This is a genomic window from Microbispora sp. CSR-4, from assembly GCF_008033685.1.
Lineage (GTDB): Bacteria > Actinomycetota > Actinomycetes > Streptosporangiales > Streptosporangiaceae > Microbispora.
Window position 1 is genome coordinate 201,632 of record NZ_VJVX01000003.1, and the last position, 15,521, is coordinate 217,152.

12 protein-coding genes are annotated in these 15,521 nt (G+C 71.9%); 5 read left to right on the forward strand and 7 right to left on the reverse strand.

Annotated features, from left to right (window positions below; translation table 11 throughout):
• Nucleotides 1–72: 72 nt before the first annotated feature.
• The 7 genes from FLV34_RS05555 to FLV34_RS05585 form a co-directional block, all read right to left on the reverse strand.
• Nucleotides 73–3,303, reverse strand: coding sequence for an alpha-mannosidase (locus tag FLV34_RS05555; protein ID WP_261985666.1), 3,231 nt, complete (start codon nucleotides 3,301–3,303; stop codon nucleotides 73–75).
• 10 nt (nucleotides 3,304–3,313) lie between these two features.
• Nucleotides 3,314–4,525, reverse strand: a complete 1,212-nt coding sequence (locus FLV34_RS05560; RefSeq protein WP_261985667.1) for a Gfo/Idh/MocA family protein — start codon at nucleotides 4,523–4,525, stop codon at nucleotides 3,314–3,316.
• 67 nt (nucleotides 4,526–4,592) lie between these two features.
• Nucleotides 4,593–5,864, reverse strand: coding sequence for a CehA/McbA family metallohydrolase (locus FLV34_RS05565; RefSeq protein ID WP_147942518.1), 1,272 nt, complete (start codon nucleotides 5,862–5,864; stop codon nucleotides 4,593–4,595).
• Nucleotides 5,861–6,919 (reverse strand): ABC transporter ATP-binding protein, encoded by a 1,059-nt coding sequence (locus FLV34_RS05570; RefSeq protein ID WP_147942519.1) that lies wholly within the window; start codon nucleotides 6,917–6,919, stop codon nucleotides 5,861–5,863. Before FLV34_RS05570 ends, FLV34_RS05565 begins: the two co-directional genes overlap by 4 nt.
• Nucleotides 6,916–7,740, reverse strand: coding sequence for a carbohydrate ABC transporter permease (locus FLV34_RS05575; RefSeq protein WP_147942520.1), 825 nt, complete (start codon nucleotides 7,738–7,740; stop codon nucleotides 6,916–6,918). The genes FLV34_RS05570 and FLV34_RS05575 overlap by 4 nt, the downstream gene beginning before the upstream one ends.
• Nucleotides 7,737–8,648, reverse strand: a complete 912-nt coding sequence (locus tag FLV34_RS05580) for a carbohydrate ABC transporter permease (RefSeq protein ID WP_147942521.1) — start codon at nucleotides 8,646–8,648, stop codon at nucleotides 7,737–7,739. Before FLV34_RS05580 ends, FLV34_RS05575 begins: the two co-directional genes overlap by 4 nt.
• Before the next feature lie 78 nt (nucleotides 8,649–8,726).
• The gene (locus FLV34_RS05585; RefSeq protein WP_147942522.1) at nucleotides 8,727–10,106 is read right to left on the reverse strand and encodes an extracellular solute-binding protein; all 1,380 of its coding nucleotides are present in this window, start codon (nucleotides 10,104–10,106) and stop codon (nucleotides 8,727–8,729) included.
• Nucleotides 10,107–10,339: 233 nt separating this feature from the next.
• On the opposite strand from FLV34_RS05585, the gene prcB reads away from it, so the two are divergent.
• The 5 genes from prcB (at nucleotide 10,340) to FLV34_RS05610 (ending at nucleotide 15,496) form a co-directional block, all read left to right on the forward strand.
• Nucleotides 10,340–11,155 carry a proteasome subunit beta gene (gene prcB, locus FLV34_RS05590; protein ID WP_142647491.1) on the forward strand — a complete coding sequence of 272 codons (816 nt, stop codon included), beginning with the start codon at nucleotides 10,340–10,342 and terminating at the stop codon, nucleotides 11,153–11,155.
• A gap of 21 nt (nucleotides 11,156–11,176) precedes the next feature.
• Nucleotides 11,177–12,010, forward strand: coding sequence for a proteasome subunit alpha (gene prcA / locus FLV34_RS05595; protein ID WP_185948964.1), 834 nt, complete (start codon nucleotides 11,177–11,179; stop codon nucleotides 12,008–12,010).
• A gap of 337 nt (nucleotides 12,011–12,347) precedes the next feature.
• Nucleotides 12,348–13,034, forward strand: a complete 687-nt coding sequence (locus tag FLV34_RS05600) for a hypothetical protein (protein WP_147942523.1) — start codon at nucleotides 12,348–12,350, stop codon at nucleotides 13,032–13,034.
• 69 nt (nucleotides 13,035–13,103) lie between these two features.
• Nucleotides 13,104–14,462 carry a Pup--protein ligase gene (gene pafA / locus FLV34_RS05605; RefSeq protein ID WP_030507137.1) on the forward strand — a complete coding sequence of 453 codons (1,359 nt, stop codon included), beginning with the start codon at nucleotides 13,104–13,106 and terminating at the stop codon, nucleotides 14,460–14,462.
• 71 nt (nucleotides 14,463–14,533) lie between these two features.
• Nucleotides 14,534–15,496 carry an FKBP-type peptidyl-prolyl cis-trans isomerase gene (locus FLV34_RS05610; RefSeq protein WP_142647346.1) on the forward strand — a complete coding sequence of 321 codons (963 nt, stop codon included), beginning with the start codon at nucleotides 14,534–14,536 and terminating at the stop codon, nucleotides 15,494–15,496.
• The last annotated feature ends 25 nt before the right edge of the window (nucleotides 15,497–15,521 follow it).

Here is a 15,521-nt window from a genome sequence, read left to right on the forward strand (position 1 = left end):
GCGATGGGCCTGTGCGAGTTCTCTGTCCAGGTCTCAGTACAGGTCTCGTGCGGGAACCCGGGCGGCCGGGCGTCAGGCTCCGTCGAGATGACCGAAATGATCGAGATGACCAAGATGAACGGTCGCGATCTCGAAGGGCCTCAGCGGGACGCGCACCGTCCGCCAGGACCCCGAGGAGTCCGGGGACCCCGACGAACCCAGAGATCCCGCCCGTCCCGAGAGTCCCGGTGCGTCCGCCCCACCGTCGTCTGACAGCTCACCGGGTAGCACCCCGCGCGGAACCACCCCGTCCGCAACCACTCCATCCAGAATCACGTCGCCGGAAACCACCCCGTCCCTGACCACTCCATCCAGACCTACGCCGCCGGAGACCAGCCATTCCGGCACCGCTCCGTTCGGAACCACCTCGTCGCGAGACACCTCCAGAGGGCTCAGGGGAGAGCCCAGCACGTCGGCCGTCCAGGCCGCGGTGAAATCTCCCCGGACGACCGCCTCGGTGGCCGTGGGATGCTCGGCCACCAGGCGGACCTCCAGACGTCCGCCCCGCTCGCGCAGAGCGGCCATCACGACACCGTCCCCGCTGATCGCGACGCGGCCACCTCCTCGCCGGCCCTCCACGCTGATGGCGGCATGACCGCCTTGGTCCAGGCCGTCGCCGCTGATCGCGGCATGACCGCCTCGGTCCAGGCCGTCGCCGCTGATCGCGACGCGTCCGCCTTCGGGCGGGCCGTCCTCATCCGCGTCCCACGCCGTGCCGCTGTCCGCCGCCTCGGCTGCGTCTGCCGCCCCGCTCGCGTCCGCGGCCTCGGCGGCGCTCTCCCTTCCGGCCGCGTCTGTCTGCTCGGCGGGGGCGGCGCCTGGTACGGCGAGCAGGTCGTGGCGGAACTCCTCGGCGAGCCTCGGCAGCCCGGCCTCGTGCCACTCTCCCGCGTACGGCAGGACGGCGAAGCGCACGGTCAGCGGCCCCTGGCACTGGGCGGCCGGGGTGGGCACCTCGGGCCCGGCGGGCTCGTCGCGGTAGGGGTTGCGGTTCCTGGAAAGGTAGCCGACGGACCGCACGAGCGTCAGCGCCAGCTCGGCCCCGTCCCCGCCGGCTTCATGCCTGCCGATCTCGCCCCCGCTTTTCTCGTCCGTGACGATCTCATACTCGGTGACGTGGTCGAGGAGCACGGCCAGGCCCCCGGCGGCGGCGAACGACTCGGCGGGGAAGGTCGGGATCGGCCGCTCGCCGCCCCCGCCTTCGGCCGTCAGGCCGCGCCGCACCACGGCGAACTGTCCCTCGGCGTACGACCCGTCCGCCGCGCGGGGCAGCGGTGCGTGCCAGCGGACGCGGTGGTCGCGGCAGCGCACGTCCATGGTGATCTCGCACCGTGCGAACGGCTCGCCCGCCCTGAGCTCCACCCGGGTCGTGACGGCCGTGGGCACGGTCTCGGAGCCGTCGGTGTCGCCGCCGAGGCCGGTCGGCCAGTCGTACACCCGAGTGATCTCGTACGCGCCGGTCAGCGGGCCCGAGCAGATCTCCTCGACGTCGACGCGGGAGGGCCGGTCGGTGAGCCGGTCGTGCGGCGGGGGCGCGTGGTTGTAGGTGTCCCCGGCGTCCCCGCCGTGGACGATCCGCCCGACGCCGTGGACCTCGGTGCCGTCCGCGCCGCGCAGCGAGAGCGTCCCGTCGTCGGCCACGCGCACCCGCAGCAGCCCGTTGTCCAGCACCGGCTCGAACCCGTACGCGTCCGTACGCAGGGCGTACGGGACCGGGGCGGGCGGCCGGGGCTCGGGCGGACGGGCGGTGAGGACGGCACGGCCGAGCGGCGGCACGGTGACCAGCGCCGCCACGGTGACCACGGGCTCGGCCACCGTGCGGACGATCCACGGCCCCGGACCGGCCGACACGACGGCCCCGCGCAGGTCCTCGTAGGCGTACGCGCCGGAGGCGTGCCGGCTCACGGTGACGGTGAACACGCCGTCCCCGGCGTGCCAGGAGACGATCTCGTGGCCGTACAGCTCCCGCTCGTGGACGCGCCCGAGGAGCCGGGAGAGGTCGTCCATGACGGTCTCGTCGAGCAGCGTGGCGGCGTGTTCGAGCCGCTGCGCGGGGACGGGCAGGCCCGAGGCGTCCACCAGGGACGCGCGGTCCTCCGGCAGGTCGGCGAGCACCAGGCCGGTCCGTTCGAACGGGGACGGGTTGACGACCACGAGCGCGCCCTTGGGCGCGGCCTCGGCGAGGGACGCCGCGACCAGGTCCACGACCGCCTGGGCGGTCTGCCCGGCCTCGGCGATCCGCGCGGCGACCTGCTGGGCGGTCTCGTCCGAGCCGCACCCCGTGACGGAGTCGTGCCCGCTGCAGGCGATCACCGACCGCCAGGCCATGTCGATGAGGCGTCCGCAGGCGGAGTCGCCGGGGAGCCACAGCGCCGACAGCGGTTCCGCGTAGCGGGTGAGCACCCGCTCGGCCCGCGCCATGGCCTGCTTGATCGGCACCCGGGCCGAGATCACGCCGGGCAGGATGTTGGCCCGCGCGTGCGAGCGCAACTCGCCCACGACCCGCGGCACCTCCCCACCTGCTGGAACGCCGTCAGGAACGCCGGCCGAATCTCCGGCCAGGGCCTCGGCGAGGGTGGCGACGCGGAGCCCGGACGCGGTGACCTCGCGGGCCGGGGCCGAGTGGTCCGCGCCGTACATCGCGACCAGGGTGCCGCCGGACGACCAGCCCTCCGCCGTCGAGACGAAGGCCGCCACGCGGTCGGGCATCTCCTCGGCCGGGCCGGTGAACAGGCCGAAGGCGTTGCCATAGCCGCCGGGCAGATACGTGGTCCTCACCGTGGTGCCGTCCGCGCCGGTCCAGTCGAACACGTCGCGGTCCACGTGCGCGGGCACGCCGCGCCACAGGCACGCCCGGCGCAGCCCCGCCAGCGCCAGCATCTGCGGCATCTGGGCGCAGTGGCCGAACTGGTCGGGCAGATAACCCACGGGCATGGCGCCGCCGAGCGCGGCGGCGCCCCGCATGCCGTACTCCAGGTTGCGCAGCAGCGTCTCGCCGGAGCACAGGAACTCGTCGGCGAGGATCAGCCAGGGCCCCACGGCCAGCCGTCCCTCGGCGACGAAGCGGGCGACGTCGCCGCGCCGGGCGGGCCGGATCTCCAGGTAGTCCTCGATCGCCGCGAGCTGGCCGTCCATCGTGAACCGGTAGGCGGGGTCGGCGGCCATGGCGTCGAGGACCTCGTCGAGCACCCGCACCAGCCCGACCCGGAACCGCTGGAAGGGCAGATACCACTCCCGGTCCCAGTGGGTGTGCGGGACCACCACGATCCTGTCGCTATCTGCTGAGGCTCGCCTTGGCGTGACCGCTGGCTCCACTCCCGCCCTCCTCGGCGTCGCTGCTGACGGCCCCGGCGGTCGCCTCCCGCGGGGCGCCGGTGACCTCCTGGGCGCACTCCCCGCCGATGGGGATGCCCGCCCACCGCGCGTACCGGTGCACGATCCGCTGCGCCGTGACGATATCTTCCAAAGCGCCGTCGAGTCCGGTGAGCGGCGGTTCCTCCAGGGTGACGAAGCGGTAGAAGGCGCGCAGCTGGCGTTCGAAGGCCTCGGCGACGTCCTCGTTGACGACCGTCCGCTCGGTGGTGCCGACCCGGCAGGTGATGGTCAGCCGGGTGGGCGTGTTCAGCAGGTACGGAGAAGGGAAGCGCAGCTCCATCGACCCGTGCTCGTGGTGCAGCGCCATGGTCTCGTGGTAGGCGGGGTAGCTCGGCAGGTAGTGCCACCGGATGCCGTACCTGCCGGAGCATTCGCCGCCGAGCGTGCCGCTCACCTCCAGGGACGGCGGGAACGCCTCCACCGGCCACACGGCCACGTGGTCCACCGCGTCGGGTGAGCCGGTGAACAGCCGCATGAGCGACAGTTCATGGCACACGCTGCTGAGCAGCACCTCGGCGTACAGCCGCCGCAGCCGCTCCGACGAGGTGCCGAGCGCGGCGGTCAGCGCCCGCTCGTCGGCCTCCGCGTAGGGGGCCAGCCGTTCGGGCGCGGGATGGCCGGGCCGCACCCGGGCGAACAGCAGCTGCGACTCCTCCGACGGGTGCAGCACGGTGGCGTCCAGGTGGCGGACGACCTGCGGCCCGCCGGCCTCGTGCAGCGCTTCGAGCAGCCGCTGGGAGGCGGGGTCGTACTGCTTCATGTAACCGGCCATCAGCCGTTCGCCGGAAAAGCCGCTCAGCTCGGCCCGGCTGTAGGCGAGGGGCTTCTCGCACAGCACCCACAGGCCGCGTTCGAGGGCGGCCCGCACCAGCAGCCCGTGGGAGCCGGGGGTGAGCACGATCAGCGCGTCGAACCCGCCCCTGTCGAGCATCGCCAGCGGGTCGTCGTACGCCGGGACGCCCGCCTCCCTGCCGATCGTCTCCGCGTGCCCGCGGTCGAGGTCGCACACGGCCGCGACCCGGAACAGGTCGCGCCGCCGTGCCAGCAGGGGCAGGTAGACGACCTGCGCGGCGACGCCCAGACCGGCGATTCCCACCTTCACCGTCTCCACGTCCTCACCCTCCTCCGCTCGGCGACCTGACCTGCACCTCCCCATCGGCGGCGGGGCGCAACCCCCGTCATGTGCAGACGGCGACCACCTCGTTGGCGGGCGTCTCCAGCCGGTGCACCCCGGGGTCGGCGGGCAGGAGGACGAGGTCCCCCCGCACCATCCGCCGGGTCCGCGGCCCCCACAGCACCAGGCCGTCGGCGTCCACGGCGAGGAACTCGTCCTCCAGCCGCAGCAGCAGCGGCGCGCCGGGGGAGACCGACACCGCCGTCCGGCCCTCCGCCACGGCCCGCACGATCGCTCCGGCCGCCTCCGGGCCGCGCCCGTCGCCCTCGGCGAGCACCCAGGTGGTCGGCGCGCCGGGAGGGTGACCCTCCTCGGGCCGGTGGTAGTCGCCGCCGCCGACCACCACGAGGTCGCCGGCCGGGTCTCCGCCCGGATCGCCCGCCCACGCCTGCGCCCAGGCCAGCGGCGCGCCCCAGGTGCGGTCCCACCAGCTCCAGTGCCACAGCTCGACGACCCGTGGCCGGTCGGTCATCGGGTGCCGCCAGGCGCAGTCGGCCGCCACCGGGTGGTTGACCGACAGCACCCCGCCCCGGTCGCGCACGGCCTTCGCCCACTCGTCAGGTGGCTGCCGGAAGTCGATCCAGCCGACGTCCCCGAGCGCGTTCGCGTGCCCGAGATCGGTGGTCACCTCCTGCCCCGGCACGAGCACGACACCGGCCGGCGCCGCGGCCGCGGCCAGCTCCATGTGGTGACTGACGGTGTTGTGGTCGGTCACCGCGAGGAAGTCCAGCCCGGCCGCGGACGCCACGCAGGCCAGCTCGAAGACGCTCAGCGCGCCGTCCGAGTGGTCTGTGTGCGCGTGCAGGTCCCCGGCGAGCCAGCGGTATCCGGGCGGCGACGGCAGGCGGCGCCGTACGGCGGCGGGCTCGGGCGGGACGGGCCCCGGCACGCGGGAGAAGCGGGCGCGGCGCCGGCGCGGCCGCGCGGGTGGCCGCACGTGCCTGATCACCCGGATCTCGTACGGCAGGCCGCCGAGGGGCACCCGGTGCAGCCCGACGAGCACCCGCCACACCCCCGGCTCGATCTCGCCGGGCAGATAGCCGGGGGTGGCCCAGGAGGGGGTGATGGTGTATTCGGAACGCGCGCCGCCCGACCAGCCGCGAAACCCGGCGGGCCCGGCGCAGCCGAGGTCGAGCACGCCGGCCGACCGGTCGTAGGACAGGCGCACCGTGAGGGCGGCCGTGCCGGGCCGCACCTCGACCGGCACCTCAGCCACCGGCCCGGCCAGCCGGTCGTCCAGCGTCCACGTCCCGTTGATCGCGGCCCTGGTCGTCACGCGTCACCCACCAGGGCGTCGTCGCGGTAGAGCAGCGCCCGGCCGGGGCGGGGCACCGCCCAGGCGGCCGCCCCCGGCGGGGGTTCGGCGCCCTCGGGGACCACCACCTGCAGCAGATGGCCGGTGCACTCCAGCGTGACGAGATGGGCCGTGCCGAGGTTCTCCACCACCGCCACCTTCCCCCGGAACGCCCCCTTCTCCCCGGGCTCCCGGGTGGTCAGTTCGGCGTATTCGGGCCGCAGGCCGTACAGGATCTCGCCGTCGGGGACACCGTCCGGCAGGGGGAGCTCGGCCTCGCCCACCCGCAGCACGCCGTCCTCCGCGACGCCGGGCAGCAGGTTCATCGGCGTGGACCCGATGAAGGAGGCCACGAACGTGGTGGCCGGCCGCCGGAACACCTCGGACGGCGTGCCGAGCTGGCTGATCCGCCCGGCCGACATGACGGCGATGCGGTCGGCCAGCGCGAGCGCCTCGCTCTGGTCGTGCGTGACGAAGACCGTGGTCACCCCCAGCTCGCGTTGCAGGCGCTTGAGGAACGTGCGGGCCTCCAGGCGCAGCCGCGCGTCCAGGTTCGACAGCGGCTCGTCGAACAGGAACGCCTTCGGACGGCAGGCGACCGCGCGGGCGAGCGCCACCCGCTGCTGCTGGCCGCCGGACAACTGGGCGGGCCTGCGGTCCAGCAGTTCCGACAGGCTGAGCCGGGACGCCGTCTCGGCCGCCTTCGCCACGCGCTCGGCTCGCGGGACCTTGTTGATCCGCAGCGGATAGGCGATGTTGGCGGTCACGTCCATGTGCGGGAACAGCGCGTAGTCCTGGAAGACCATCGCGACGTCCCGCCGTCCGGGCGGCGACCCCGTCACGTCGACGCCGCCGATCTCGATCCGCCCCGAGGTGGGGGTCTCGAGGCCGGCGATCGTCCGCAGCAGCGTCGTCTTGCCGCAGCCCGACGGGCCGAGCAGCGCGAAGAACTCGCCGTCGCCGATCTCCAGGTCGAGCGCGTCGATCGCCCGCACCCCGCCGGGAAACTCCTTGGTCAGGCCGCGCAACGCGATCAACGCTTGATCCCTCCGTGGAAGCGGAAGCCGTACCTCCGGCTGACGAACACGTACATCACCACCACCGGCAGCGAGTAGAGCAGCGAGAACGCCGAGATCACGTCGAGGCGCGGCGCTCCGCCCTCGGTGTAGAGCGTGTAGAGGATGACCGCGCCGGGGGCCTTGTCCGGGTCGCGCAGCAGGATGAACGGCTGCAGGAAGCTGCCCCAGACGTTGGCGACCGTCCAGACCGTGATCGTCGCGAGGCCGGGCCGCACCAGCGGGATCACGACGTGCCGCAGCACCTGCCCCGCCGACGCGCCGAACACCCGCGCCGACTCCTCGTACGACGTGGGCGTGGCGTCCATGAAGTCCTTCAGGATGAAGATCGCGGCGGGCAGCAGGCCGCCCGACAGCGTGAGCACGACGCCGAGGTGGGTGTCGATCAGGTTCAGCCGGGTCGCCAGCTCGAACAGCGGCACCATCGCCGCCGTCCCGGTCACCACCGACGACAGGAGCAGCAGCACGTAGAGCAGCGCGTCGCGGCCGGGCACCCGCGCCCGCGACAGCGCGTACGCCGCCAGCGCGGCCAGCGTCACGACCAGGGCCGCGCTGCCGCACGCCTGGATCAGCGAGTTGCGCAGCGAGCCCAGCGCGTACGGGTTGTCCAGCAGTGCCCGGAAGTTCGCCAGCGTGAACTCCGGCACCGATGTCGTGATCGTCGGGTGTGCGTCGAACGGCGCCGATGCGAGCCACAGCAGCGGCAGCGCGAAGAAGCCCAGCACCAGGGCGAGGAACACGGCCCGCCCGATGGTCCCCAGCGCGTGGCGCACCGGCGTCACGACGGCCGCACCTCCCCCCGGGACCGCAGCAGGCGCAGGTAGGCGAACGCCAGCACCAGGTTGACCACGAGGACCAGGAAGGACACCGCCGCGCCGAAGCCGAGCCTGCCGCCGCTCATCGCGACGTTGTAGATGTAGACGGGCAGGATCTCCGACCGCCCCTCGGGGCCTCCGGCGGTGAGCTGGAAGGCCGTGAAGTCGTTGAACGTCCACAGTGTGATCAGCAGCAGGTTCGTCAGCACATGGCCCTTGATGTGCGGGAAGACCACGTCCCTGAGCTGCTGGAGCGTCGAGGCCCCCGCGAGCCTGGCGGTCTCCAGGCGCGACGGCGGCACGTTCTCCAGGGCGGCGCCGTACAGCATCATCGAGAACGCCGTGCCGCGCCAGACGTTGAACACGATGATCGACATCATGGGGTGGTCGAGCAGCCAGGCGAAGCCGGGCGTGCGCAGGATCGCGTTCAGCGTGCCGCCGTCGCGGTCGAGCAGCGCGATCCACAGGAACGCGACGACCGACGACGGCAGGATCCACGCCAGCAGCACCAGCCCCTCGGTGACGCTCTTCAGCGGCCCGCGCCGGTCGCGCAGCACCCACGCGATCGCGAACCCGAGCACCGCCTGCCCGAGCACGGCCGAGCCGAGCACGAACTGCACGGTGAGCCACAGCGACGTGCGGAACCGCTCGTCGCCCAGCGCCTCGGCGTAGTTGGCCGCCCCCACCACCTGCGGATCGGCCGCCGCCAGGCCCGTGAGCCGATAGTCGGTGAGGCCCAGATAGACGGTCCACAGCGCGGGGAAGACCAGGAACACCCCGATCAGCACCAGCGCCGGCACCACGAACCCCAGGCTGTGCTTCCCGCTCACCATCGGGGCGCTCACTTCCGCCAGGTCGTGCCGGAGGCGCGCCATGTCACCCCCTCGCCGCCGCTTGGCCGCCTCGTTCCCGCGCGTCTCCCCGGTCCGGGCCGGCGGCCCGGCGTGCCGGGCTCAGCTCGCGACATTGGCGGGGCCGCCGACGAGGGACTCGACCTTGCGCTGGTAGGCGGCGGCCGCCTCGTCCACGCTCGTGCCCGACACGACCGCGGCCGTGGCCTCCTGCAGGGCGACCGACACCTGCGGGTAGACGGCCAGCGGCGGCCGGTACGCCGTGAGGGGCAGCACCTCGTCGGAGACGAACTTCAGCATCGGGTCGGCCCCCAGCACCGCGTCGTTCACGTCCGTGCGCGACGTGATCCGGGCGGCCCCGGCGAGCTGCGACGTGGTGGCCTCGGCCGAGTGCATGAACGACAGCAGTTCCCAGGCCAGCTTCGGGTTCTTCGCGTTGGGGTTGAGCACCCGTACGGCGCCGCCCGACATGCTGACGAAGTCCTGGCCCCGGATGCCGGCGCCGGGACGCTGGGCGGGGATCAGGGCGTAGCCGACGACCGAGTCGCGGTCCTTCATCGGGGCGACCCCGGCCTTGGGCTCGATGACCGACCGCCAGAAGTAGTCGCCCTCCGCCAGGATCGCGATCCTGCCCTCGGCGAACTGGGCGAACGACTTGTCCCGCCCGCGCGCCTCCTGCTGCAGCCTGGGGTCGCCGAGGCCGCCGGAGTAGACCCGCCGGTAGAAGCCGAGCACGTCCTTGAGCGCCCGGGAGGCGCCGGTCCACTTGCCGTCGGCGTAGATCTCCGCCCCCGCGCCCGCCAGCAGCGGCAGCGCGCCCTGCATGGTCGTCGCCTCGCCCATGGCGGTGCCCGCGTTGATCTGGATCGGGACGGGGACGCCTGCCTTCTTGAGCGCCGCGCCGGCGTCGAGGATCTCCTGCCAGCTCCGCGGCCGCCAGGGGTCGGGCAGGCCGGCCTTCCGGAACAGGGCCTTGTTGTAGAACAGCACCCGCCCGTCGGTGCCCTGCGGCAGGCCGTACCTCTTGCCCTCGAACGTGCCGAGGCCCTGCACGGCCTGCGGGATGCGGCTCCAGCCCTCCCAGGAGTCCGCCTCGGGACCGGCGACCTCGGCGAGCGGCTTGATGTACCCGGCCTGGGCGAACTCGCCCACCCAGATGCCGTCGAGGTCGATGACGTCGGCGCCCGCCCGCGACTTGAGGTCGAGGGCGATCTTGGTCTTGTACTGCTCGTCGTCCACGCCGCTCGGCTGGAACACCACACGGACGTCGCGGCCCTTGGCCTTCTGCGCGGCCTCGAACCGGGGGATGACCCACTCGGCCGTCCAGTCGGCGGTCTCGGCGTTCTTGCCGCCGGAGATCGAGTTGGAGGTGATGGTCAGGGTGACGCCCTCGCCCGCGGAGCCGCCGTCATCGCCGGAGCCGGTGCCGCAGGCGCCCAGGGTCAGCAGGGCCACCGCCGCCACCGCGAGTGCAGGTCTCATGATCGACCTCCCCGTAAGTCCTGATGTACGGACAAATCGACCCTCGCACGCGATTACCAACACGTAAAGAAACGGTTTGGTGAACGAGTAAGGGACGCGCGCCCGGCCTCTTGTGGGATGTCTGGTTCGCGCTGAGCTGATCGGGAAGAGTGCAACCAATGCTGAGACCTGAGTATGGTCGGGCGTAACAACGCACGCTTGGAGGGAGTCGCGTGGCATCTCAGCCAGCCTGGATGAACAGCCTCTTCACATATACGGGATCGTCGTCGTTCTCGGAGTTCCTAGGCGTGCACGCGCCGAACCTGCTGCCCGCCCGCAACGAGTCGCTGGCGGCGCCGGTGGGCGACGAGATCCCGCACGCGACCACCATCGTCGCGGCGACCTGCGCCGGCGGCGTGGTGATGGCGGGCGACAGGCGTGCGACCTCCGGGAACATCATCTCGCAGCGGGACATCGAGAAGGTGTTCCGCACAGACGACTACTCCTGCATGGGCATCGCGGGCACCGCCAGCACCGGCCTGGAGCTGGCCAGGCTCTACCGCGTCGAGCTGGAGCACTACGAGAAGACCGAAGGCCGCTCGTTGTCGACCGAGGGCAAGGCGCACCGCCTGGCCACCATGATCCGCGGGAACCTGCCCATGGCCATGCAGGGCCTCGTGGTCGTGCCGCTCTTCGCGGCGTACGACCCCGCCCGCGACGCCGGGCGGATCTTCAGCTACGACGTGGGCGGCGGGCCGTACGAGCAGAAGGAGTTCCACTCGATCGGCTCGGGTTCGATCTTCGCCCGGGGGTCGCTCAAGAAGCTCTACCGGGAGAACGCCAGCCCGCAGGACACGGTCCTGGCCTGCCTGCACGCCCTGTATGACGCCGCCGACGACGACTCGGCGACCGGCGGCCCCGACGTGATGCGGAAGATCTGGCCGGTCGTGGCCGTCATCACCGCGGACGGCTTCCGCCGTCTCCCGGACGACGAGGTCGCCGAGTTCGTGGAGTCCATGCTGGAGAGGCGGATGACCGCCCCCGAAGGCCCGATCGCGCCGCTGCGCTAACCCAAGAGAGGATCACCCCCGGTGTCCATCCCCTTCGGAGGATATGCCTCGCCCGAGCAGATCATGCGGGACAGGGCGGAGTATGCCCGCAAGGGCATCGCTCGCGGTCGCAGCGTGGTCGTGATGCAGTACGCCGACGGCATCCTGTTCGTGGCGCCCAACCCGTCCAAGGCCCTGCACAAGATCAGTGAGATCTACGACCGCATCGGCTTCGCCGCGGTGGGGCGCTACAACGAGTTCGAGTCGCTCCGCCTGGCGGGCATCCGCTACGCGGACATCAACGGCTACACGTTCAACCGCACCGACGTCACCGGCCGCGGCCTCGCGAACCTGTACGCCCAGCAGCTCGGCATGATCTTCACCGAGTCGATCAAGTCGTTCGAGGTGGAGATCGTCGTCGCGGAGGTCGGCGAGGCGCCCGAAGACGACCAGATCTACCGGATCACCTTCGACGGCTCCGTCTTCGACGAGCAGGGCATGGCCGTGATCGGCGGCCAGGCCGACTCCGTCGGAGGCCGCCTGAAGGAGCGCTACAGCGAGGGGCTGCCGCTGCCGCAGGCCCTCGACGCCGCGCTGGCCGCCCTGACCGAGCCGGGCGGCGAACGTCCCCCTGCGACCCAGATCGAGGTCGCCGTCCTCGACCGGAGCAGGGAGCACCGCAAGTTCCTGCGCCTGACCGGGCCCCGCCTGGAGAAGCTCCTGGAGGCCGCCAAGGAGAGCCAGGAGAGCGCGCAGCCCGCCGCCGAGGACCAGGCGGAGCAGGGCGGCGGCGAGCAGGCACAGGGCGAGCAGGCTCCCGACACCGCCCCGCCGATCGCCCCCGAGGGCGACATCGACACGGGCTCCGGCGAGTAGTCCCCACCTTCCGTCCGTACGGCCGCGGCGCCGCGCCCTGGGGGCGCGGCGCCGCCGTGTCATGGGACCACTCGGGCACTCCAGTTCGGGCACTCCAGTTCGGGCACCCCGGTTCAGCCACTTCGGGTCGGGCGGTGGGGGCCGGGCACTTCAGCTCAGGCGTGCCGGTTCGGGTGCTCGGGCCGGACAGTTCGGCCTGGGCACGCCGGTCCCGGCCTCCGGCTCGCCGAGGAGGCTCGGTCGCTCTGGGCCGGGCACCCGAGGGCGGGTGTCCCGGGTGCGCCGGGTCGGGCGTTTCGGCTCGGCCGAACCTTGACTTCGCTAGTCTCGTGCCGTTATGACGACTTTTGATCTCTTTCGGCGAGGAGCCGTTCCGGCCGTCGCCGTCACCCTCCTGTCGCTGACCGCGTGCTCCTCGGCCTCCGGCACCTCGGCCTCGCCCACCGTGACCGCCACCGTGACGGTGACGGCCCCGGCGTCGCCCGCGGAACCGTCCGCCGACCCGGCCGCCTCCGAGGCCCCGGCGGACGACACGCCCACCGACCCGGCGACGACCGCGCCGACGCGCAAGCCGGTCAAGGCCGGGCCGCCGATCACGGACAAGACGCCGGCCCCCTTCGGCGGGACCATCCAGTCGGATCCCGATCACGACTTCACCAAGGGGCTCAGCCCCAGCAGCGACGGTGTCGTACGCGGTCAGCTCGTGGCCATGCACGACGAGAACGTGGCGGAGTATCGCCCCATCAAGTTCGTGAAGGAGTACGGCGGCAGCACGACCGGCCACTTCGAGGGACCGCCGGAGGGCGACGTGACGGCCTTCGCCGCGCCGATCGCCGCCGGCGTCGTCTTCCTCAGCGCTGTCGGCTGCGACGGCAAGGACCAGACCATCGACGGCGACTACCTGGGCACCGAGCGCTGCTCCCGGGACAAGCTGGTGCTGCGGGCCGACAAGGGCGACCTGCGGGCGCTCATCACCGTCAAGGGCGGGCAGATCGTCAAGGTGACGGAGATCTACGCCGCCTGAGTCCTTCTTCTCGGCATTCCCCCGCCTGATCACTGTTCGGCCGCCGGTTTATGGGAATAGTGTGAGGTGATGGATCGACGCATATTCGGGCTGGAGAACGAGTACGGCGTCACCTGCACGTTCCGCGGGCAGCGGAGGCTGTCGCCGGACGAGGTGGCGCGGTACCTGTTCCGGCGAGTGGTGTCCTGGGGCCGATCGAGCAACGTATTCCTGCGCAACGGCGCACGTCTCTACCTGGACGTGGGCAGCCATCCCGAGTACGCCACCCCTGAATGCGACAACGTCGTGGAGCTGGTCACGCACGACAAGGCGGGGGAGCGGATCCTGGAGGGCCTCCTCGTGGACGCCGAGAAGCGGCTCCGCGAGGAAGGCATCGCGGGCGACATCTACCTGTTCAAGAACAACACCGACTCGGCCGGCAACTCATACGGCTGCCACGAGAACTACCTCGTGGGCCGGCACGGGGAGTTCGGGCGGCTGGCCGACGTCCTGATCCCTTATCTGGTGACGCGGCAGATCATCTGCGGTGCGGGCAAGGTGCTGCAGACGCCGCGCGGAGCCGTCTACTGCGTGTCCCAGCGGGCCGAGCACATCTGGGAGGGCGTCTCCTCGGCGACCACCCGGTCCCGGCCGATCATCAACACCCGTGACGAGCCGCACGCGGACGCCGAGCGGTTCCGCCGGCTGCACGTCATCGTGGGCGACTCGAACATGAGCGAGACCACGATGCTGCTCAAGGTCGGCGCCACCGACCTGGTGCTGCGCATGATCGAGGCCGGTGTGGTGATGCGCGACCTGTCCCTGGAGAACCCGATCAGGGCGATCCGGGAGGTGTCCCACGACATGACGGGCAGGCGCAGGGTGCGCCTGGCCAACGGCCGTGAGGCGTCGTCGCTGGAGATCCAGCAGGAATACCTGACCAAGGCGCAGGACTTCGTCGACAGGCGTGGTGGGGACGCCATCGCCAAGCGGGTGCTGGAGCTGTGGGAGCGCACGCTCCGGGCGGTCGACACGGGCGACCTCGACCTCGTCTCGCGCGAGATCGACTGGGTCACCAAATATCAGATGATTGAACGTTACAGACAGAAGTACGACCTTCCGCTGTCGTCGCCGCGTGTCGCGCAACTGGATCTCGCCTATCACGACGTCCACCGCAAGCGCGGGCTGTTCTATCTCCTGCAGAAGCGCGGGGCGGTCGAGAGGGTGGCCGACGACGTCCGCATCTTCGAGGCCAAGTCGGTTCCGCCGCAGACCACACGGGCCAAGCTGCGCGGAGAGTTCATCCGCAAGGCCCAGGAGAAGCGGCGCGACTTCACCGTCGACTGGGTCCACCTGAAGCTCAACGACCAGGCCCAGCGGACGGTGCTGTGCAAGGATCCGTTCCGCAGCGTGGACGAGCGAGTCGAGAAGCTCATCGCTGGCATGTGATCTCTTACACCGCTCTGACGGCGGGTTCGGGTAGCCTGGCCCGGACCCGCTGTCTGTTTGAGGAATCCCATATGCGCCGTCGTACGGCACTCGTCGCCGCCCTGCCCCTTTTGCTCGCCGCCGCCTGCGGCACCGCGCAGAAGAGCGCGTCCAGTGCGAGCCCCACCTCCAGTGGCCAGGCCGCCGCCTCGGCCATCAAGGTGACGGGAGAGGCCGGCAAGAAGCCCACCCTGACCTTCCCGGCGGGCAAGCCCTCGCTCACCTCCGCCTCCGTCAAGGTCATCGAGGGCCAGGGCACCCCGGCCAAGGACGGCGACGTCCTCACCGCCAACGTCACCGTCTACAACTGGGACGGCAAGGAGAACAAGGCGGCCGGGTCCGACTACGACCAGGGCAGGGCGGAGTTCGTGTCGGTCAGCCCGCAGCTGCCCAAGGCGCTGCACGAGGCGCTGGTCGGCGCCAAGCCGGGCGGCCGGGTCATGGCCGTCGTCGCCAAGGACAACCTGAGCCCGGAGCAGGTCGAGCAGGCCAAGCAGCAGGGCCAGGACTTCGACACGACGTCGCAGGTGCTCGTCATCGACGTGGTGTCGGCCGCGCTGAAGTCGGTCCAGGGCGCCGCCGTCGACCCCGGCGTCGACGGGGTGAAGCTGGAGAACCCCGGTGGCGACAAGGCGCCGACGCTGACCACCAAGACCACCGAGAAGGCGCCCAAGAAGCTGGTCGTCAAGACCGTCATCAAGGGCGGCGGCCCGGAGGTGAAGGCCGATCAGACGGTCCTCGCCCACTACGTCGGCAAGATCTGGGGCACCGACAAGCAGTTCGACTCCAGCTGGGAGCGGGGCCAGCCCGCGACGTTCGCCCTCAACCAGGTCGTCAAGGGCTGGGCGCAGGGCCTGACCGGCGTCCCGGTCGGCAGCCGCGTCCTGCTGACGATCCCGCCGGACCTCGGCTACGGCAAGGAGGGCAACGCGCAGGGCGGCATCAAGGGCACCGACACGCTCGTCTTCGTCGTGGACGTTCTCGGCGCGGCCTGACGGTCACCCGTACGGCAGGGGCCCC

Bases quoted from the DNA above. Each gene is read 5' to 3' on its own strand.
- FLV34_RS05600 (WP_147942523.1), top strand. From the start codon at position 12,348: ATGACGACTTTTGATCTCTTTCGGCGAGGAGCCGTTCCGGCCGTCGCC.
- prcB (WP_142647491.1), top strand. From the start codon at position 10,340: ATGAACAGCCTCTTCACATATACGGGATCGTCGTCGTTCTCGGAGTTC.
- FLV34_RS05585 (WP_147942522.1), bottom strand. From the start codon at position 10,106: ATGAGACCTGCACTCGCGGTGGCGGCGGTGGCCCTGCTGACCCTGGGC.
- FLV34_RS05610 (WP_142647346.1), top strand. From the start codon at position 14,534: ATGCGCCGTCGTACGGCACTCGTCGCCGCCCTGCCCCTTTTGCTCGCC.
- FLV34_RS05580 (WP_147942521.1), bottom strand. From the start codon at position 8,648: ATGGCGCGCCTCCGGCACGACCTGGCGGAAGTGAGCGCCCCGATGGTG.
- pafA (WP_030507137.1), top strand. From the start codon at position 13,104: ATGGATCGACGCATATTCGGGCTGGAGAACGAGTACGGCGTCACCTGC.